This window comes from Microbacterium sp. CBA3102 (assembly GCF_007954505.1).
GTDB lineage: Bacteria > Actinomycetota > Actinomycetes > Actinomycetales > Microbacteriaceae > Microbacterium > Microbacterium aurugineum.
This window is the reverse complement of record NZ_CP042412.1, coordinates 1178355-1196296: the sequence shown is the minus strand read 5'-3', so window position 1 is coordinate 1196296 and position 17942 is coordinate 1178355. Positions and strand designations below refer to the sequence as shown.

Here is a 17942-nt window from a genome sequence, read left to right as displayed (position 1 = left end):
GATCTCTGCGTGACCGATACGCGACGACGAACGGAGTGCCCCGATGGCGACACGGAAGGCCGCGGAACCGGCGAAGGCGCCGACACGCGCCACGAGCTCGACCACCCGCCCACGCCGCGCCCGCGATTCCCTGAGCCGCGACATCATCGTCGCGGCCGCCGACCGGGTGGTCGAACGGGAGGGGCTCGACCGGCTCACCTTCCAGGCGATCGGCGAGGAGCTCGGCGCCCACCCGACCTCGATCTACCGGCACTTCCGCGACAAGGACGAGCTGCTCCTCGCCCTGATCGACACCCTCCGCGCCCGCTCCTACAGCGGCGGCCTGGTGGCGACCGACGACTGGCTCGACGACCTGCGACGGCAGGCGCACCTGATCCACGACCACTACATGCGCTACCCGGAGTTCGCGTTGCAGATGGCGCTGCGCCGCCCTACCGACTTCTCGTCGATGGAGTTCTCGATCGGGGCTCTCCGCCGCGGCGGGTACGACCGTGAGCAGGCTGCGCTGTACGCCCGCGCGCTCGGGCAGCTGATCCGCTCGGCGTCCAGCATCCAGGCCGCCCTGACCGCTCTTCCCGCCGATGTCCAGGACTCCGACGAGCTCACCTGGCAGATGGACTTCCGCCGGCTCGACCCGGAAGAGTTCCCCGCGATCACCTGGGCCGGAGACACCCTTCCCGCCGTGCGCGATCCGCGTGCCTGGGAGACCGCCCTCGACCTGCTGCTGGAGAGCATCGAACGGCACGCTCCCGGGACCTGACACCCGAGCCCGTGTGCGCGCCTGGAGGGACACACGCCCTGAAGGAGAACACACGCCCTGAAGGGACACGCGCCCTGAAGGAGAACACGCATCCTGAAGGAGAACACACGTCCCGAAGGAGAAAACACGTCCCGAAGGAGCGTTCTGGGCTAGGAATCCTTCAGAGCGAGAGATCTCCTTCAGGATGAGAGAGCCCTTCGGCGCGAGCAGTCTCCTTCAGAACGAGAAATCTCCTTCAGAGCGAGAGATCTCCTTCAGGATGCGGGGGTGCGAGCGGATGACAGCTCGTCGAGCATGCCAGCGAGCAGGTCGATCCGCTCGATCATGGAGTCGATCGAGACCCACTCGTGGTCGGCGTGCGCCCCGGCACCGCGGGGCCCGAGACCATCGAGGGTGCGAGCACCGACGGCTGCCGTGAAGTTGCCGTCCGAAGCACCGCCGGCCGACACCGCCTCGACCTCCGGATGACCGAGCCGTTCGGCGACGAGCCGCGCGCAGGCCAGCAGGTCGACCGATGAACGCTCCTCCATCGGCGGACGGTTGATCCCGCCGATGACCTCGACCCCCACTCCCTCGGTATGCGGGTCGAGGCCCTGCATCGCGGCATCCACCCGCTCCAGCTCGTCGAGCGTCCAGGCCCGGACGTCGACGCGCACCTCCGCGTGCTCCGGGATGACGTTCGTCGCAGTTCCCGCACGGGCGACCGTGGGGCTGACCGTGGTGCCGCGCTCCTCATCGGCGAGCTCGGGCAGCGCGAGCACGTGGTGCGCCAGCTCGATGAGGGCACTGCGCCCCTTCCACGGCTCGAGTCCGGCATGTGCTGCACGCCCGGTGAGCGCGACGCGATAGATGCTTCCGCCGCGGCGGGCGATCTTCAGCGCCCCGTCGAGGCTCGGCTCCAGCACCAGCACGGTGCCTGCGCGAGCGGCTTCGCGTTCGATGAGGGCGCGCGAGGTGAGCGAGCCGACCTCCTCGTCACTGGTGAGCAGCACCGCGACCTCACCGGGATGAGCGACACGTTCGAGGGCCGCGGCCATGATCACGATCCCGGCCTTCATGTCGAAGACCCCCGGGCCGGTCGCGCGGTCGCCCTCGAGCCGGAACGGCCGGTGCCGGATGGTGCCCTGGGGGAACACGGTGTCGAGGTGCCCGAGCAGCAGCACCGACGGCGCGGACCCCCCTCGCCACAGCAGATGCTCGACCCCGTCGACGCTCTCGATCTCGCCGCGCACCCCCAGCACGGGTTCGATCCAGGAGCGCACCAGAGCCTGCGCCTCGGCGAGCGCAGCGGCATCCCCGGTCGGCGTCTCGATGGACACGAGTGCGTCGAGGCGTTCGATCGCCTGGGTGCGGACGTTCATGCCGCGACCGCCTCGGCGAGGAAGACCCGGAGCGCGGCCGCCGTGGCCCGCGGCGCCTCTTCGGCGAGGTAGTGATCCGCGTCGACCGGTGCGCCGGTGACCGCAGGCGCGTAGGGAGTCCACGCCGCGCGCACATCGAAGTTGCGCCCCACGTAGCTGTGCTCTCCCCACAGCGCGAGCACGGGCACATCCACTCTGCGCCCTGCGGCGCGGTCTGCGCGGTCGTGGTCGAGGTCGATGCCCGCGGCCGCGCGGTAGTCGGCGCCGGACGCGTGGACGGTGTCGACGTCGAAACAGCGGAGGTACTCCGCGTACGCCTCGGGCAGCCGATCACCGTCATGTCGGCGACCGGTGAAGCGGCTGCGCAGCCAGGTCTCGCGGTCGGCGGAGATGAGCGCTTCGGGCAGCCCGTCAGCGCGCGCGAGGAAGAACCAGTGGAAGTAGGCGGTCGCCATCTCGCGGTCGACGTTCTCGAACATGTGCAGCGTCGGCACGATGTCGAGCACGGCCAGCGCCGTCACGGCCTCCGGATGGTCGAGCGCCATCCGATGCCCGACCCGCCCGCCCCGGTCGTGGCCCACCACGGCGAAGCGTTCGAAGCCGAGCGTCCGCATCGCGAGGACCTGATCCGCCGCCATCTCGCGCTTGGAGTAGCGCTCGCCGCGCGGCTTCGCCGAGTCGCCGTAGCCGCGCAGATCCGTCGCGACGACCGTATGTGTGGTGGAGAGCTCCGCCGCGACCCCCTCCCACATGGCCTTGGTCTCCGGATACCCATGCAGCAGCAGCACGGCGGGGCCCGATCCACGGACTTCTGCGGCGATGCCGATGCCGTCGCAGTCCAGCGTCATCGTCGTGCGGGAAGGGGTCATCATCGTCCAACTCTCCGGTTCCGGCTTTGCAAGTCAGTTGCGTTGACTATATCAATGACAAAGCCTTTGGGAACCCCTGAGCAGGAGAGAGGACGGCGACCACCGTGCGCAGTAGGCTGAACCCATCATGGAAGAGTTCATCCAGGGCTTCTGGAACTTCGCCGGCAACTACTGGTGGCTCATCTTCCCGATCATGGGAATGGCCGGCGGTGCGGCGAAGGCCTGGGAGCGCAACTCCAAGCGCCGTCACGAGCGCCGCCTGGAGACCCTTCGCATCAAAGCGCAGCTGAAGACCGCCGAGATCGAGGCGCGCGCGCTCACCCAGCAGAACAAGCGTCGAGGACCCTCCGTCGTCGACACGACGGCGTCCGTCGCACCGAACGATCTGGTCGCGCGTCTGTTCGCCGAGCATGACGAGATCACCGCGCGCTGGCTCGACTACGAGCTGGACGTGGCGAAGCTCATCGCGTTCCCCGCCATGAGCGACGGACGCCAGCCCCTGACCGCGGCGTTCCTCCGCGCGAAGAAGACCGCGGATGCCCTGCGACCGGCGTCCGCCGATGCGAAGGTGTCGGAGCAGCAGATCACCGAGTACCTGCAGGCCGTGGGCGATTACGCCGTCGCGTTCGAGATCGCCGAGAAGGATGCCCGGCGCCTCCGCGATTCGACCTTCACGGAGCCGGAGCGCAAACGCCTCGAGCGGGCGCAGCAACTGCTCAAGGTCGCCGTCGATGAGTCCGCGACACAAGCCGAGCGCAACGTCGCCTACAAGCGGGTGCGCGAAGAGCTCGACGGACTCATCCTGCTCTCCGAAGACGCGGTGACCGTGCTCGAGAAACAGGTCGCGCGGGAACTGCCGGCACACCCCACCGCAGCTCCGGCACCGACTGTCCCTGCCGAGAAAACGCCCGTGACGGAGGCCGCACCCGAGCCCGAGCGGATTCCCCGCGCCGACCCGCTGCGCCCCGCACCGCCGCGCCCGAAACCGCGCGACGACGCATGACCCCGGACAACGTCACCGGTCCGGTCGCCCACCATGCCGAAGGACCCGTGTGGTGGTCGGGCTGGGGTGGACTCCGCTGGGTCGACGGCACTGCCGGCGACCTGCTCACCCTCCGCCGTGACGGCGTGACTCGCCAGCACCTCGACGACGAGTATCTGGCCTTCGCCCGACCCCGCGTCGGCGGCGGCTTGGTGGCGGTCGGCGCGCGCACCCTGTATCTGGCCGACGACGTCGACGGTCAAGCCCGCGCCGTCGCGACCCTGCTCGATGACCCGCGTGTGCGGATGAACGACGGGTGCTGCGACCCGCGCGGCCGTCTGATCGCCGGTTCGATGGCCTACGACGCGACGCCGGATGCCGGGGTCGTGCTGCGACTCGACGCCGACCTCGCGATCTCGACCGTGCTGGCGCACACGACCGTGTCGAACGGCGTCGGCTTCTCGCCCGACGGTCGTCGCGTCTACTACGTCGACACCATGACCCACCGCATCGACGTGTTCGACGTCGTCGAGGGCGAGCTTCGCGGCCGGCGCACCTTCGCGACCATCCCCGAGGAGCAGGGCCTGCCGGACGGCCTGACGGTCGCCGCCGACGGCAGCGTCTGGGTCGCACTCTGGGGCGGCAGCGCGGTGCACGGCTACGACGCATCCGGAGCCCTGGTGGAGACGATCGCCCTCCCCGTCCCGCAGGTCTCGGCGTGCACGTTCGGCGGCGACGACCTCGGCACGCTCTACATCACGACATCGGCGCAGGGGCTCTCGGCAGACCACGGCACCGACGCAGGATCGGTGTACGCCGCGCGCCCGGGGGTGCACGGCGTCTCCGTCACACCGTTCGCCGGCTGAGCCGTCTGTCCGTGCGGGTGCCCGAGACGCCCGACGGCCTCTGATCGGGACACGGTGCACTCAGCAAAAGGAACCGTGCCCCGGCCAGAGACCGCCGGGTGAGAGCCTGACGTCAGCCCAGGTGCGCCCGCTCGGTGCGCTGGCGCTGACGTCCGAGACCATCGATCTCGATCGTCATCTCATCGCCGTCTTGCAGATAGGGGAAGCGCCCGGACAGCGCGACGCCCTCCGGGGTGCCAGTGTTGATCACATCCCCCGGTTCGAGCACCAGATACTGACTCAGCTCGTGCACGATCTGCAGCACCGGGAAGATCATGTCCGCCGTCGACGAGTCCTGACGCGGTTCGCCGTTCACGAACGACCGCAGTCGCAGCGCCTGCGGGTCGACCTCGTCCGCCGGCACCAGCGCGGGCCCGAGCGGATTGAATGTCTCGGAGCACTTGCCCTTCGACCACTGCCCGCCCGACACCTCGAGCTGGTACGCCCGCTCCGAGACATCGTTCGAGATCGTGTATCCGGCGATGACCTCGCGCGCAGCATCCGGCGACGGCAGGTATCGGGCCGTCCTGCCGATCACGACCGCCAGTTCGACCTCCCAGTCGACCTTCTCGGCGCCGGGCGGCAGCAACACGACGTCGTCCGGGCCGACGACCGTGTTCGGGTGCTTGAAGAAGATCACCGGATGCTCGGGCGGCAGCGATCCGGACTCCGCCGCATGCGCGGCATAGTTCTGGCCGATGCACACCACCGCGGTCGGACGGGCGACCGGAGCGCCGATGCGCAGCCCCTCCACCGTGACCGCTGCCAGCTCGTCGCGGACCAGGGCCTCACGCACGCGGGCGATGCCGTCGGCTGCGAGGAAGTCGCCGTCGATGTCGGGTGTCAGTGGCGTGAGGTCGAAGACGACCCCCGCCTCACGGACGTAGGGACGTTCTTGGCCGATCGGGCCGAGTCGCAGGAGCTCCACAGTGGTCCTTCGGTCAGCGCACGGCGGTGTAGGTCGGGTTGACGATCGGCACCGACTCGCCGGCCAGGTATCGAGTGATGTTCTCGGCCGCGTGCACGGGCAGATCATCGAGTGCCTCGGGCGAGAACCACGCGGCGTGCGGCGTGAGCAGCACCTCATCGAGGTCGCGGAGCGGGGAGTCGGCGGCGAGCGGTTCGCCCGCGAACACGTCGAGGGCCGCGGCACCCAGATGCCTGGCGCGCAGGGAGGCCGCAAGCGCCTCGTCGTCGATGAGCGGGCCGCGGCACGTGTTCACCACGACGGCCCCCTTCTTCATGGTCGCGATCGCGGCGGCATCTATCAGGTGTCGGGTGTCGTCGGTGAGCGGCACGTGCAGCGTGAGGAGGTCGGCCTGTGCCACCGCATCCGGAATCGCGACGAGCTCGCACCCGGCCTCACGCACCGCGTCGGCGGAGGCGTAGGGGTCGGCGACGAGCACCCGGAAGCCCAGGGCGCGGCACCCGCGGGCGACGATCGAACCAATGCGACCGAAGCCGAGCACCGAAACCGTGGTGGTGGAGGGCCGCACGGCGAGCGGGCGGGCATCGACAGCCTTCCACGTGCCGGCCCGCACGGCGCGGTCGTAGGCGGGGAGGCCGCGCGCCTGCGTCATGATCATGGCGATCGTATGCGCGGCGACCTCTTCGATGCAGTAGCTCGGAGTGTTCGCGACGGCGATGCCGCGAGCGGTCGCGGCCTCGACATCGACCATGTCGTAGCCGATGCCGACGCGGCTGATGATGCGGAGGTTCGGCATCCGGTCCATCACGTCGCCGGTGATCTGCGCCCACTGCACCACGAGCCCCTCGGCGTCGGCGCCGAGAGCGGCGATGTCGTCGATGCTGCCGGAGGCGGCACGCTCGGCGCGCAATCCCGCCTGCCGGAGGGTGTCTTCGATCACGGTTCCCGGGAGGTCGCAGTCGCTGACGAGGATGAAGGGCTCGGTCATGACTGCGATGCTATAGCATCTAGCAAAGGGATGTACAGCGCGATTTCCGCCATCTCCATGAGCGCAATTTTGCTATAGCATCGAACCCATGACTCGCCGCGCACTGATCACGGGGGCCAGTTCCGGCATCGGAACCGCCGCCGCTCTCGAACTCGCCCGCGAGGGCGCCGCCCTCTGGATCACCTACGCCGGACGCGAGGCCGAGGCCCTCCGCATCGCCGAGGAATGCCGCACGGCGGGCTCGCCCGAGGTGCGCGTCTCACGTCTCGACCTGCGGGACCGCACCTCGATCGACGCCCTGGTCGGAGAGGTCACGACGGCGTGGGGCTCGCTGCATGTGCTCGTCAACAACGGCGGCGTCTGCCCGTACACCCCTTACGACGACATCGACCTCGATGAATGGGACATGGTCCTCGAGACCAACGCCCGCGGCACCTTCTTCCTCACTCGCGGTGCCCTCCCGCTGCTCCGCGCCGCAGAAGGGGATCGCTCCGTGATCAACATCGCCTCGATCGCCGGACAGGTCGGAGCCCTGCAGACCGGCATCCACTACGCCGCCAGCAAGGGAGCGATCCTCGCGATCACCCGCAGCTTCGCCCGGCACCTGGCATCCGAAGGCATCCGCGTGAACGCCGTCACGCCCGGCCCGGTCGCGAGCGCGATCACCGACCAGCTGCAGGGCGCGGGACGCGAGAAGCTCGAGGCAGGCATCCCGCTCGGGGCGTTCGGACAGCCGGAAGACGTCGCCTGGATCATCGCATCGCTCGCGTCGGAGCGTGCCCGGTTCATCACCGGCGCCACCTACGACGTCAACGGAGGAGTTCGCATTGACTGACCGCCCCGCCCTCGACCGCTCTGCCCTCGACACCGTCCAGGCTCAACTCGATGCGTTCAACGCGCACGCCCTGGATGCGTTCGTCGCGACCTACGCCGAGGATGCCGTGATCACCGGCGTCGCCACCGAGCCCGTGGTCGGCTCCGCCGCGATCCGTGCCTTCTACGAGCCGCGCCTGCAGAACCCCGAGCTGTCGTGCGTGATCGAGACCAGCGTGCTGTTCGGGACGCGGTGGGTCGTCGCGCAGGAGCAGGTCATCAACGCAGGGGTCGCCACCGAGACCATCGCGACCTTCGACGTGGTCGGCGGCGTGATCGCCCGGGCGTCGATGCTCAAGGCCTGAGCCCGCTGCGCTCGCACGCGTCGCATCCTGCGCAGGAGACGCACGTTGCGAAGGAGACGCACGTTGCGAAGGAGACGCACGTTGCGAAGGAGAACTCTCGCTACGAAGGCCCCTCTCGCCAGAACGCACCTTCCTCCCGTGAGTTCCCCTTCGCAACGCGTGCGGGCTCCGTCGCGGCGCAGGCCCCGGTACGGCTCACTCGTGCTCGGGGAGGACCGGCGAGGACCATCCGGGGTCACGACCGAGTTGCGCCGCCCGGGAGACGGAGGTCCCACCGAAGCGGTCGCGCAGGGTGTCCAGCACGGTGTCGAGGCGCGCCTCATCGCCCCAGTCGATCGGCAGCTCGGGCTGCACACGGTCGGCGCGATCGAGCTGCGACAGCGAGATGCCGATCAGGGTGATGCCGCGGTCGGCGATCTCGGCCTGCGCTGCGGCGAGCAGTGTGCGCGCGACGGTCAGCAGCACGGCGGTGCGGTCGGTCGGTGCGCGGAGCGAGCGGGAGCGCGTGGCTTTCGAGAAGTCTCCGAAGCGCAGGCGCAGCACGACGGTGCGGCAGACGCGGTCGCCGTCACGCAGGCGCCGAGCGAGCCGGTCGACGATCTGCGTGAGGATGAGGTCGAGTTCCTCGGCAGCGCGGGGACGGCTGCCGAGAGCGCGCTGCGAGCCGATCGACCCCCGGCGGCGCGTGGTGTCGACAGGGCGCGGATCCCGCAGACGAGCGAGCGCGTGCACGTGCGCGCCCGTGGCCTTGCCCAGCATCCGCTCGGCGGTCGCCGCCTCGAGCTCGGCGAGCTCTCCGACGGTGCGGATGCCGTAGCGGCGCAGCTTCTCGGCCGTCACCGCCCCGACGCCCCATAGCCGCTCGACCGGAAGGGGGAGCAGGAACTCCTCCTCGCGCTCGGGCTCCACGACGAGCAGGCCGTCGGGTTTACTCACGGCGCTGGCGACCTTGGCGAGGAACTTGGTGCGCGCGACCCCGACCGAGATGGCGAGTCCCGCCTCCGTTCGCACGCGTTCGCGCAACCGTGCCGCGATCTGCTCGGGGCTGCCGGCGATGCGCCTCAGGCCTCCGACCTCGAGGAACGCCTCATCGATCGAGAGTCCCTCGACAAGCGGTGTGGTGTCGCGGAAGATCGTGAACACCTGCTTGCTGGCGGCGGAGTACGCCTCCATGCGCGGCGGGACCACGACCGCATCCGGGCAGAGCTCCCGCGCCTTTCGCCCGCCCATGGCGGTGCGCACTCCGCGCGCCTTCGCCTCGTAGCTCGCGGCCAGCACGACACCGCCGCCCACGATGACCGGCCGACCGCGTAGTTCCGGCGCATCACGCTGTTCGACCGACGCGTAGAACGCATCGAGGTCGGCGTGCAGCACCGTGGCTGCCCCATGCATCCCGTTCTCCCGTCGACGTGCGGATCGTCGCACGGACCGGGGACACCAGTGGTGGCATCGGGAGTGGCGACGCGGTGTCGGTGCTCACGGATACTGTCGGCGCGTGCCGGAACCGGTGAAGCAATGGTGGGCGCGACGGCAGTTCTCCCGCAGTCGCGCCGTTCCGTACGACGTGGGCACCTACCTGGCCGGATGGGCGGCGTATCCGGAACTGATCCGGCAGTACCACCCGGAGCTCAACCACGGCATCGTCCTGTCGCAGATCCCCCTGGCGGCCGATGTGCTCCTCTGTTGGGAGTGCGCGGTCGGGCATCGGTTCGCCGCCACACCCACCGAGCAGCGCGAGCGTCCGGGACCGGCGCGGCGCCGCTCTGCGTGGTGCCCGGATTGCTCCGCGCTCGCTCGCCCGCAGCCGGTCGTGCTCGGCGAGGCACGCGCCCTCCCGCGCCGACCTCCTCGTCCCGCGCCCGCGCTCTGCACGAAGACCCCCGACCTGCCCGCGGGGACCGCGTTCGTGAGCGAGTGCGCGCCGCGCCCCGCATCCGCCGCGGAGGGACGCCTGCGTGCGGGTCTCGACGCACTGATCGAGTTCGACGCGCCGGTGAACGCGGTGAAGGTGTCCCGCCCCTTCTTCCGTCACACCGAGGTGTGGCCCGACATCGTGTTCCCGGAGTTGCGCGTCGCGCTCGAGTACGACACCGTCGGCCGCCACGGTCTGGAGCACGTCGGCAAGAGACAGGATGCGGATCTGCGCAAGGACAGAGCCCTCCGCGCCGCGGGCTGGGAGGTCGTCCGCATCCGCACCGGGAAGCTCGAGCCCCTGGGTCCCCACGACCTCGTGCTGTCTTCGGTGAGCGCGAAGAGCCTCGCGCGCATCATCGACGAGCTGCGGGTCATCCGCGGGGCCTTGCTCGTGGACGCGTACCTCCGTTGAAAGGCGCCTGCGGGTCTTCCGTCAGTCCTCGAAGCGCGCGCGCAGGGCCGGGTCGATCGCGATGTCGCCGAAGGATGCGGTCCACGCCCCGTCGACCGCGATCGACTGGCCCGAGAGATACGGCGCCTCGCCCGAAAGGAGGAACGCGGTGACCGCGGCGACCTCCTCGGCTCGGGCGATGCGGCCCATGGGCGGCCCTTCCGCGAGCGCACGCTCTTCGGCGGCGGGGTCTGCCGCGCGCGCGATCTGCGCTTCGAGGTGCGGGGTGCGCACACCCCCGGGTGCGACCGTGTTGGCACGGATGCCGAGTGCGCCGTACGACACGGCCACGCTGCGGGTGAGAGCGTCGATGCCGCCCTTCGTGAACTCGTAGGCGGCGTGGTCGGTGAAGCTGGAGCGTCCGTGGATCGAACCGATGTTGACGATCGCGCCCGCGAGCCCCTGGTCGACGAAGGCCGACACCGCGGTCGCACAGCCCCAGATGTAGCCGAAGCCGTTGATGCCGAGGATCTCACGCACGGTGTCTTCATCGAGGTCGTGCAGCGCCGTGCGCTTCGTGATGCCGGCGTTGTTGACCCACCCGGCGAGTGGCGCCCGCGCCAGGGCGGCAGCGGCGGCGCGCTCGTGCGCGGCCCGGTCGGCCGCGTCGCCGAGGACGACCTCGGCCACGACCCCGTCTTCGACCGTGCCGGATCCCGACGAACGCTCGAGCCCGACCACGATCCACCCATCGGCGGTGAGGCGCTCGGCGACGGCCCGACCGATGCCCTTGCCGCTGCCGGTGACCACGACGCTGCGCGGGGAGTCTGTCATCTCAGTCCCTCTCGAATCGGAAGACGGCGGGATCCAGGTCGAAGCCGAGGCCCACGGCATCCGTCGGCCGCACCCGGCCCTCGAACGAGGGTCCGCCGATGATGAACGACGGCGCCGGGTCGTAGGGGTTGACCCCGCGCGCGAACGTCTCGACCCCGATGCCCAGGTGCGCGGTGACCTCAGGATAGACGTGCCCCGAGACCGGGACACCGCGGCCGGCCGCCCACGCGATCATCTCGCGCGCCGGGGTCACCCCGCCGATCGCGACGACGTCGAGCCGCAGCACGTCGACCGCGCCCTCTTCGACGAGAGCACGGAGCACGGCAGGATCGGTGACCTCGTCGCCCACCGAGACCGGGAGCCCCGATTCCCGGCGGATCCGCGCACACCCCGCGGCGTCTTCGGGGAGCAGCGGGTCCTCGAGCCAGGCGAGCTGCGGGTCGCCCCACTGCGCGATCTCGGCGAGCGCGGCATCGGGATCCGGCCATCCGAAACCGACGTCGACGACCAGTCCGGTGGCGGCGGGGAGCTCGGCGGTGAGCGTCGCGATGAGCTCGCGCATGTACGCGGGATCGGGCGATCGCGAGATCTTCACGTTCGTCCAGCCGTCGGCCTGAGCGAGCACCTCGTCGGCGACCTCGCGGGGACTCCGCGTCGGTGACGGGTAGGCCGCGACCAGCATCGAATCGCGCGGAGCGTCACCCGTGCCGAGCAGGGACCACAGGGGGACTCCCGCACGCTGGGCAGCGATGTCCCACAGCGCGATGTCGACGAGTCCGATGGCACGCCGCACCAGACCCACCCGGCCGACGATGGCACTGCCGCGCAGCATCCGCTCCCAGGTCGAGGCCGGGTCATCGGCGTCCGCACCGACCGCATGGGCGGCCACGAGGCGGTCGACGATCTCGGCCATCGGCGCTTCTCGCGAGAGGCAGTAGGCGACGCCGGTCGTGCCGTCGGCGTCGGTCGCCCGCACGGCGCTGTACTCCCTGCGTGTCACGGTCATCGCGCCCAACTGCAGCGGGGCCGGGAGCGACAGCACGGCCGTGGCCGTGTCGATGCGGGCGATGGTCGTCATGCGGGCTTCTTCGCGAGCGGGACGCCGTAGTCGACCATGAAGCCGCCGTCGACGTAGAGGGTCTGGCCGTTCATGTAGCGCGACTGGTCGGAGACGAGGAAGCTGACCGCCGCGGCGATCTCGCTCGCCTCGGCCAGGCGCTTCGCCGGGATGCGCGACAGGATCGTGTCGAGGCTGAGCGTGCCCGCCTCGACACCCTGGCGGAAGACGCCGGTGTCGACGTAGCCGGGGGCGACCGCGTTGACCCGCACCCCGCGCGAGGCCCACTCAGCTCCGGCGGTCGAGGTCAGGCCGATCACCGCGGCCTTGGTCGTGGCGTAGGGGGCGCGGCCGGCGGAGCCGCGAGAGGAGATGGAGGAGATGTTGACGATGCGGCCTTCGCCGCGCTCCAGCATCCGCTTGCCGGCCGCCTGCAACGCCGAGAAGACCCCGTGCAGGTTGACGTCGACCACGGCGGCCCACTCGTCCCAGCTGAGATCCTCGATGCCCCGATGGCGCTGGATGCCCGCGTTGTTGACGAGCACCTCGATCGGCCCGAGCTCGGCCTCGATCTCGCCGAACACCCGGTCGACGCCGGCGTGGTCGGTCACGTCGAGCTCGCGCCAGAGGATGCCGGCGGGGTTCTCGCCCGCGGTGAGGCCGGGCACGCGGTCGGCGGCGACGACGACGTAGCCGTCGGCGGCGAGGCGCTGGCCGATCTCCCAGCCGATGCCGGCGGATCCTCCGGTGACGATGGCGACGGAGCCGACAGGGATGGGGGCGGTCATGGCTCTCCTCTGGGGTTCACGATTTGCTATAGCAAGTGTAGTCGACGCTGCGGTCAGCGGTCGAGCAGATCGGCCACGACCGCGACGGCGTGCTCCTCGAGCGCGTCGAGCGCGCCGGGTGCGAGCGGCGTCTGCCAGGCCTGGTACGCGCCCCGCTCGTAGGCATCCCGGGTCGGCAGATACACGAAGCCGGGCCCGTTCGTGAGGTTCATCAGCACGATCGGCGTCTCCGGGAAGCGTGCGCGCAGCGTGGTCTGCAGACGCGAGTACGCCTCGCCCGGATGCCCGACGATCACGGCATCGCCGAGGCGCCAGGCCCAGACCGGGTGCTGCACGGTCGGCCCCTCGATGTATCCGTCGCGCAGGTTGCGGGCACGGCCGAGACGCTCCTCGCGAGATCGCGGGTCGATGTCCTTCCACTCCTCGGCGAGCTCATCGAGCGTCGGCAGCTCTCTCAGCGGCAGCTCCACCGACGTCATCGATCCCGCCGCATCCTCCCCGCCGGCGACCGCACGCCCGGTCCAGATCGCGAGGGGTGCCCCCGACTCCACGATCCCGTCGAGGGTCAGCTCCTCGCCCGGAGCCGGGAGGGCGTCGAGAGCGGCGAGCACCGCGTGGCCGAGCGAGCGTCCGTGCCTGTCGGCGACCGTGACATCGCCGGTGTACTGCTCGCGCGGGGCCAGCTCACCCGAGGCTCCCTGCACGAAAAGGCACGGCGCATCCGTGGCGGACTCGACGATCTCGCGCATCGCTCCGACGTAGTCCGGTGAGACCTCGCGATTCTGCCACGCGAGCGTCGTCGGGTGGCACGCGTAGTTGACGAGCGTGCCCCGGACGACACCTTCGACGCTGAGCCGACCGATCATCACGGTGTCGTCGGCCTCGCCCGCGGGGTTGTACCCCACCAGTGGTCGGCCGTCCACGTCGAGCTCCCGGTCGGCGGCGAGCGTGCAGCGCCCCGTGGTCCACTCGATGAGTCCGGGAACGGCGCCGTCGAGCGCCTCACGGCCGGCGGCGATGCCCGCGGCGGCGAGCGCCTCGAGGTACCCCGGGATCAGCTCTCCGCCCGGCAGATGCGCGTCGGCCGCACAGAGCACCGCGCCGGCGTGCGTGTGCGAGAGCGAGAGCATCAGCTGATCGGGCTCGAGTCCGAGACCCGACAGGATCGCCCCGCGCACTGCCTGCTCGTCGGCGACACGGCGCCACCACGTGCCGTCGACCGCCAGCAGCAGCCGCGGCCGGTCGTTGGACGAGATCACGGCGAGCGCGGTGAGCTCGAAAGGACGGTGCGCCCCCTCGGAGCGCTCCCAATCGGCGGGACCCCAGTTCTTCGCACGGATGCCGGTGGGCGGGGTGATGTCCCGTCGGGCGACACCGAGGCGCGCCTGTGTGCGGGGAATGCGGATGCGATCTCCGATCGCGGCCCCGGTCATCATGCGCCTCGTCCCGAGCCGACCGGCACCACGCCGGTCGTCATCCCCTGAGCCTGCCAGAGCGCCGCGGCCTCGGCACGGCGCCGACGCTCCAGCACCGGGTCGGCCACCGGGATCGCAGCCATGAGCCCGCGCGTGTACTCGTGCTGAGGGTTCGCGAACAGGGCGTCGCGGGCGCCGATCTCGACGATCCGCCCCTGCTTCATCACGGCCACCGTCGACGACATGTACCGGATGACGGCGAGGTCGTGGCTGATGAAGAGGTAGGTCAGGCCCAGCTCCGCCTGTAGGTCGCGCAGCAGGTTGAGCACCTGCGCCTGGATCGACACGTCGAGCGCCGACACCGACTCGTCGAGCACCAGGAACTCGGGTTCGAGCACGAGCGATCGCGCGATCGACACGCGCTGACACTGTCCGCCCGACATCGAGCGGGGGAGCCGGTGCGCGAACTCCTCGTCCAGTCGCACGCGGTGCATTGCCTCGCGGACCTTCTCGGCGCGGGTCACCCGGTTGCCGATTCCGTGCGCGAGCAGCGGCGCCTCGATGATCTGCGACACGGTCTGCCGCCGGTTCAACGCAGAGAACGGATCCTGGAAGACCATCTGCATCCGACGCCGCAGGTGCCGCAGCTCCTCGCCCCGCATCTCGTGCGGGCGATGCCCGTCGAAGACCACGGTCCCGGCATCGATCCCTCCGAGCGCGAGCACGGCCTTCGAGACCGTCGACTTGCCCGAACCGGACTCGCCCACAAGCCCCACGGTCTCGCCGCGGCGGATCTGGAACGACACGTCGTCGACCGCGGTCACCCGCCGACCCGACCCGAGCGTGAACACCTTCGACACGCCCTGCACGTCGACCAGGACATCACCCGACTCGCGGGCGCGGTCGACCGCGCTGATCGAGCCGGCTTCGACGACCGGCTCGGTGCCGCGTTCGAGCACCTCCGCGGCGGTGCGGATCGGCTCATGCACGTCGATCGTGAGATCGACCACGGCCCCGAGCAGCGCCTTCGTGTAGGGGTGCTCCGGTTCGGCGTAGAGCTTGTCGACCGGAGCCTCCTCGATCACCCGCCCGTGCCGCATGACGTGGATGCGCTCGCAGAAGCCGGCCGCGACGCCGAGGTCGTGGGTGATGAGCACGACTGCGGTCCCGTGCTCATCCGCCAGCCGGTCGAGCAGGTCGATGATGCGCGACTGCGTGGTGACGTCGAGCGCCGTGGTGGGCTCGTCGGCGATCAGCACGGCCGGCCGCGACGACATGGCCATCGCGATCATCACGCGCTGCCGCATTCCACCCGAGAACTCGTGCGGGTATTGCGCAAGGCGCTCCTCGGGGAGCGGGACGCCCACCTCGGTCAGCAGCTCGACGGCCTGGGTCCGCGCGGCCTCCTTCGAGACCCGGTCGTGCAGGCGAATCGCCTCGACGAGCTGGTGTCCGATCGTGCGCACGGGGTTGAGGGACGACATCGGGTCCTGGTAGACCATAGCGATCTCGCCGCCACGCACCCGCGTCATCTCCCGCTTGCTCAGCGTGAGCAGCTCGCGATCGCGCAGACGAATGCTGCCACCGAGCTTCGCGCCGTCGTTGAGTCGCATGATCGACAGAGCCGTGAGCGACTTGCCCGAACCGGACTCGCCGACCAGACCGATCCGCTCGCCGGGGCGCACCGTGAACCTGATGCCCTTGACCGGCATCGCGTCGCCGTAGGAGACGGTGAGATCCTGCACCTGCAGGACGGGCGTGGCATCGGTCATCGACCCTTCCCCTTCCGATCGCCGCCGAACTGATCGGCGAGCACGTTGAGCAGCCAGATGGTGACGAAGATGAACAGCGCCGGAAACAGCACGTACCCGATCGACTGGTACATCTTCTGGTAGCCCTGCTGCACGAGGGTGCCCCAGGTCGCCTCGGGCGGCGCGATGCCGAGCCCGACGAAGCTCATCGACGCCTCGAGCAGGATGGCGTTGGCGGCGTTGATGGCCGCCTGCACCACGATCGGGCCACGGGCATTGGGCAGCACCTCGGCGAACAGCAGACGGCTGTGCTTCGATCCGAAGGCGACGGCCGCGGTGAAGTAGTCCTCCTGCAGCTCGCTGAGCACCGAGGAGCGCACGAGGCGCGCGGTGGTGGGCGTGAGCAGGATGCCGATGATCACGGCCAGCTTTACCGGGTCGGCGCCGAACGCCGAGATGAACACCAGGGCGAACAGGATCTGCGGGATCGCCATGACCGTGTCGGCCAGGCGCATGAGGATCTCGTCCCAGATGCCGCGGGCGAAGGCGGCCGCCATGCCCCAGGCGATACCGAGCACCATCGCGACCAGCGTGGCGCCACCGGCGATGAAGATCGTCAGCTGTCCGCCGTAGAGCACGCGACTGAAGAGGTCGCGCCCGAGCTCGTCGGTGCCGAACACGTGCACGGCCGAGGGTCCGGCGAAGCGATCGGGGGACTGCGCCGACGGGTCGTACGGGGCGATGACCGGCGCGAGCACGCAGGCCAGCACGATGACGGCGAGGAGGGCGAGCGGGATCCACGAGGCGAGCGCGAGCCGGCGACGCGGGCGGGTCGAGCGCAGAGCGAGGGTGAGGGTGTCAGCCACGGCTGCTCCTTGCACGAAGACGCGGGTCGAGCACGCCGTAGAGGAGGTCGACGATGAGCGTGGTGAGGATGAACATCGCGGAGATCAGCAGCACGACCGACTGCAGCACGGCGTAGTCGCGCTTGAACACCGCATCGATCGCGAGGGAGCCGAGTCCGGGAACGCCGAACACGTACTCGACGATCACGACGCCGCCGAGCGTGTAGCCGACGATGAGGCCGAGCATCGTGAGCCCGGGGATGAGGGCGTTGCGCAGCGCATGCCCGATCACGACCCCGCTCGCCGACTGGCCCTTGCCGCGGGCGGTGCGGATGTACGGGGCGTCGAGCACCTCGACCATCGACGCCCGCAGGAACCGCATGAGCAGGGGCGCCGCGGCGAAGGCGAGCGTGAAGGCGGGCAGGATCATCCGCACGAGGTTGTCGCCCGGATCCTCGCTGAACGGCGTGTAGCCGCGGGCAGGCAGCACTTTGAGCTGCACTGCGAAGACCACGATCAGCACGATGCCGATCAGGAACTGCGGAAGCGCCATGCCGGCGGTCGAGATCGCGGTGAGGATGCGGTCGACCACGCCGAGCGGGCGCAGCGAGGCGATCACGGCGGCGGGGGTCGCGATGAGCACGGCCAGCAGGATGCCGATCAGGGTGAGCTCGAGCGTGGCGGGGAGTCGCTGCGCGATGAGCTCGGTGACCGAGTACTGATTGAAGTACGACTGCCCGAAGTCGCCGGTGAAGACGCCGCCGATCCAGCGGAGGTACTGCTCGATGATCGGGGCGTCGAGGCCGGCCTCTTCGCGCAGGCGCTGGAGCATCTCGGCATCCACGCCCGGCGTCGAGCCGAGACGGGTGATGACGGGGTCGCCCGGCAGCAGCCGGAGGACGACGAAGACGAGAAGCGAGGTGGCGATCAGCATCGCGATGCTGATCGCCACCCGCCGAAGGATGGACAGTGCCAC

18 protein-coding genes are annotated in these 17942 nt (G+C 70.2%); 6 read left to right on the top strand and 12 right to left on the bottom strand.

The features are described from left to right. Positions 1-43: 43 nt before the first annotated feature. The gene (locus FGL91_RS05795) at positions 44-760 is read left to right on the top strand and encodes a TetR/AcrR family transcriptional regulator (RefSeq protein WP_153243326.1); all 717 of its coding nucleotides are present in this window, start codon (positions 44-46) and stop codon (positions 758-760) included. Positions 761-1014: 254 nt separating this feature from the next. Here the strand turns inward: FGL91_RS05795 and FGL91_RS05790 are convergent, their stop codons facing one another. Together FGL91_RS05790 and FGL91_RS05785 are read right to left on the bottom strand one after the other, a co-directional pair. Continuing rightward, the gene (locus tag FGL91_RS05790; protein ID WP_153243325.1) at positions 1015-2121 is read right to left on the bottom strand and encodes a M20 family metallopeptidase; all 1107 of its coding nucleotides are present in this window, start codon (positions 2119-2121) and stop codon (positions 1015-1017) included. Beyond that, complete coding sequence (locus FGL91_RS05785) at positions 2118-2993, bottom strand: alpha/beta fold hydrolase (protein ID WP_153243324.1); 876 nt, start codon at positions 2991-2993, stop codon at positions 2118-2120. The genes FGL91_RS05790 and FGL91_RS05785 overlap by 4 nt, the downstream gene beginning before the upstream one ends. Before the next feature lie 124 nt (positions 2994-3117). Between FGL91_RS05785 and FGL91_RS05780 the strand changes: the two genes are divergently transcribed. Further along, positions 3118-3993: a hypothetical protein gene (locus tag FGL91_RS05780; protein ID WP_153243323.1), complete on the top strand. Its 876-nt coding sequence runs from the start codon at positions 3118-3120 to the stop codon at positions 3991-3993. Further along, positions 3990-4838, top strand: a complete 849-nt coding sequence (locus FGL91_RS05775) for an SMP-30/gluconolactonase/LRE family protein (protein ID WP_131492756.1) — start codon at positions 3990-3992, stop codon at positions 4836-4838. The genes FGL91_RS05780 and FGL91_RS05775 overlap by 4 nt, the downstream gene beginning before the upstream one ends. Before the next feature lie 112 nt (positions 4839-4950). Here the strand turns inward: FGL91_RS05775 and FGL91_RS05770 are convergent, their stop codons facing one another. Both FGL91_RS05770 and FGL91_RS05765 read right to left on the bottom strand, forming a co-directional pair. Next, positions 4951-5805 carry a fumarylacetoacetate hydrolase family protein gene (locus tag FGL91_RS05770; RefSeq protein WP_153243322.1) on the bottom strand — a complete coding sequence of 285 codons (855 nt, stop codon included), beginning with the start codon at positions 5803-5805 and terminating at the stop codon, positions 4951-4953. Between the two features lie 13 nt (positions 5806-5818). Beyond that, positions 5819-6793, bottom strand: coding sequence for a C-terminal binding protein (locus tag FGL91_RS05765; protein WP_131492760.1), 975 nt, complete (start codon positions 6791-6793; stop codon positions 5819-5821). Between the two features lie 88 nt (positions 6794-6881). Between FGL91_RS05765 and FGL91_RS05760 the strand changes: the two genes are divergently transcribed. Both FGL91_RS05760 and FGL91_RS05755 read left to right on the top strand, forming a co-directional pair. Further along, a complete protein-coding gene (locus FGL91_RS05760; protein WP_131492762.1) occupies positions 6882-7628 on the top strand; it encodes an SDR family NAD(P)-dependent oxidoreductase in 747 nt (248 codons plus the stop codon). Next, the gene (locus FGL91_RS05755; protein WP_131492764.1) at positions 7621-7971 is read left to right on the top strand and encodes a nuclear transport factor 2 family protein; all 351 of its coding nucleotides are present in this window, start codon (positions 7621-7623) and stop codon (positions 7969-7971) included. The genes FGL91_RS05760 and FGL91_RS05755 overlap by 8 nt, the downstream gene beginning before the upstream one ends. Positions 7972-8166: 195 nt before the next feature. Here the strand turns inward: FGL91_RS05755 and dinB are convergent, their stop codons facing one another. Continuing rightward, entirely contained in the window at positions 8167-9363 is a 1197-nt protein-coding gene (gene dinB, locus FGL91_RS05750) for a DNA polymerase IV (protein ID WP_131492766.1), read from the bottom strand. Between the two features lie 103 nt (positions 9364-9466). Between dinB and FGL91_RS05745 the strand changes: the two genes are divergently transcribed. Then, complete coding sequence (locus tag FGL91_RS05745; RefSeq protein WP_153243321.1) at positions 9467-10297, top strand: hypothetical protein; 831 nt, start codon at positions 9467-9469, stop codon at positions 10295-10297. A 21-nt stretch (positions 10298-10318) separates the two neighbouring features. Here the strand turns inward: FGL91_RS05745 and FGL91_RS05740 are convergent, their stop codons facing one another. From FGL91_RS05740 to FGL91_RS05710, 7 genes are read right to left on the bottom strand one after another with little or no spacing between them, the layout of a single operon-like run. Further along, positions 10319-11110 (bottom strand): SDR family NAD(P)-dependent oxidoreductase, encoded by a 792-nt coding sequence (locus tag FGL91_RS05740; protein ID WP_131492770.1) that lies wholly within the window; start codon positions 11108-11110, stop codon positions 10319-10321. Position 11111: 1 nt separating this feature from the next. Further along, positions 11112-12188 carry an enolase C-terminal domain-like protein gene (locus FGL91_RS05735; protein WP_131492772.1) on the bottom strand — a complete coding sequence of 359 codons (1077 nt, stop codon included), beginning with the start codon at positions 12186-12188 and terminating at the stop codon, positions 11112-11114. Beyond that, positions 12185-12955 (bottom strand): SDR family NAD(P)-dependent oxidoreductase, encoded by a 771-nt coding sequence (locus FGL91_RS05730; RefSeq protein ID WP_131492773.1) that lies wholly within the window; start codon positions 12953-12955, stop codon positions 12185-12187. The genes FGL91_RS05735 and FGL91_RS05730 overlap by 4 nt, the downstream gene beginning before the upstream one ends. Before the next feature lie 53 nt (positions 12956-13008). Continuing rightward, on the bottom strand, positions 13009-14391 hold the full coding sequence (locus FGL91_RS05725) for a hypothetical protein (protein WP_131492775.1): 1383 nt from the start codon (positions 14389-14391) through the stop codon (positions 13009-13011). Continuing rightward, entirely contained in the window at positions 14388-16142 is a 1755-nt protein-coding gene (locus FGL91_RS05720) for an ABC transporter ATP-binding protein (RefSeq protein ID WP_153243320.1), read from the bottom strand. Before FGL91_RS05720 ends, FGL91_RS05725 begins: the two co-directional genes overlap by 4 nt. Beyond that, positions 16139-16987, bottom strand: coding sequence for an ABC transporter permease (locus tag FGL91_RS05715; protein WP_205802338.1), 849 nt, complete (start codon positions 16985-16987; stop codon positions 16139-16141). The genes FGL91_RS05720 and FGL91_RS05715 overlap by 4 nt, the downstream gene beginning before the upstream one ends. Then, positions 16980-17942, bottom strand: coding sequence for an ABC transporter permease (locus FGL91_RS05710; RefSeq protein ID WP_131492780.1), 963 nt, complete (start codon positions 17940-17942; stop codon positions 16980-16982). The genes FGL91_RS05715 and FGL91_RS05710 overlap by 8 nt, the downstream gene beginning before the upstream one ends.

Excerpts from the sequence above, each read along its gene's own strand:
- FGL91_RS05765 (WP_131492760.1), bottom strand. The coding sequence starts at position 6,793 with ATGACCGAGCCCTTCATCCTCGTCAGCGACTGCGACCTCCCGGGAACC.
- FGL91_RS05720 (WP_153243320.1), bottom strand. The coding sequence starts at position 16,142 with ATGACCGATGCCACGCCCGTCCTGCAGGTGCAGGATCTCACCGTCTCC.
- FGL91_RS05735 (WP_131492772.1), bottom strand. The coding sequence starts at position 12,188 with ATGACGACCATCGCCCGCATCGACACGGCCACGGCCGTGCTGTCGCTC.
- FGL91_RS05790 (WP_153243325.1), bottom strand. The coding sequence starts at position 2,121 with ATGAACGTCCGCACCCAGGCGATCGAACGCCTCGACGCACTCGTGTCC.
- FGL91_RS05760 (WP_131492762.1), top strand. The coding sequence starts at position 6,882 with ATGACTCGCCGCGCACTGATCACGGGGGCCAGTTCCGGCATCGGAACC.
- FGL91_RS05730 (WP_131492773.1), bottom strand. The coding sequence starts at position 12,955 with ATGACCGCCCCCATCCCTGTCGGCTCCGTCGCCATCGTCACCGGAGGA.
- dinB (WP_131492766.1), bottom strand. The coding sequence starts at position 9,363 with ATGCATGGGGCAGCCACGGTGCTGCACGCCGACCTCGATGCGTTCTAC.
- FGL91_RS05785 (WP_153243324.1), bottom strand. The coding sequence starts at position 2,993 with ATGATGACCCCTTCCCGCACGACGATGACGCTGGACTGCGACGGCATC.
- FGL91_RS05725 (WP_131492775.1), bottom strand. The coding sequence starts at position 14,391 with ATGATGACCGGGGCCGCGATCGGAGATCGCATCCGCATTCCCCGCACA.
- FGL91_RS05795 (WP_153243326.1), top strand. The coding sequence starts at position 44 with ATGGCGACACGGAAGGCCGCGGAACCGGCGAAGGCGCCGACACGCGCC.
- FGL91_RS05740 (WP_131492770.1), bottom strand. The coding sequence starts at position 11,110 with ATGACAGACTCCCCGCGCAGCGTCGTGGTCACCGGCAGCGGCAAGGGC.
- FGL91_RS05780 (WP_153243323.1), top strand. The coding sequence starts at position 3,118 with ATGGAAGAGTTCATCCAGGGCTTCTGGAACTTCGCCGGCAACTACTGG.
- FGL91_RS05775 (WP_131492756.1), top strand. The coding sequence starts at position 3,990 with ATGACCCCGGACAACGTCACCGGTCCGGTCGCCCACCATGCCGAAGGA.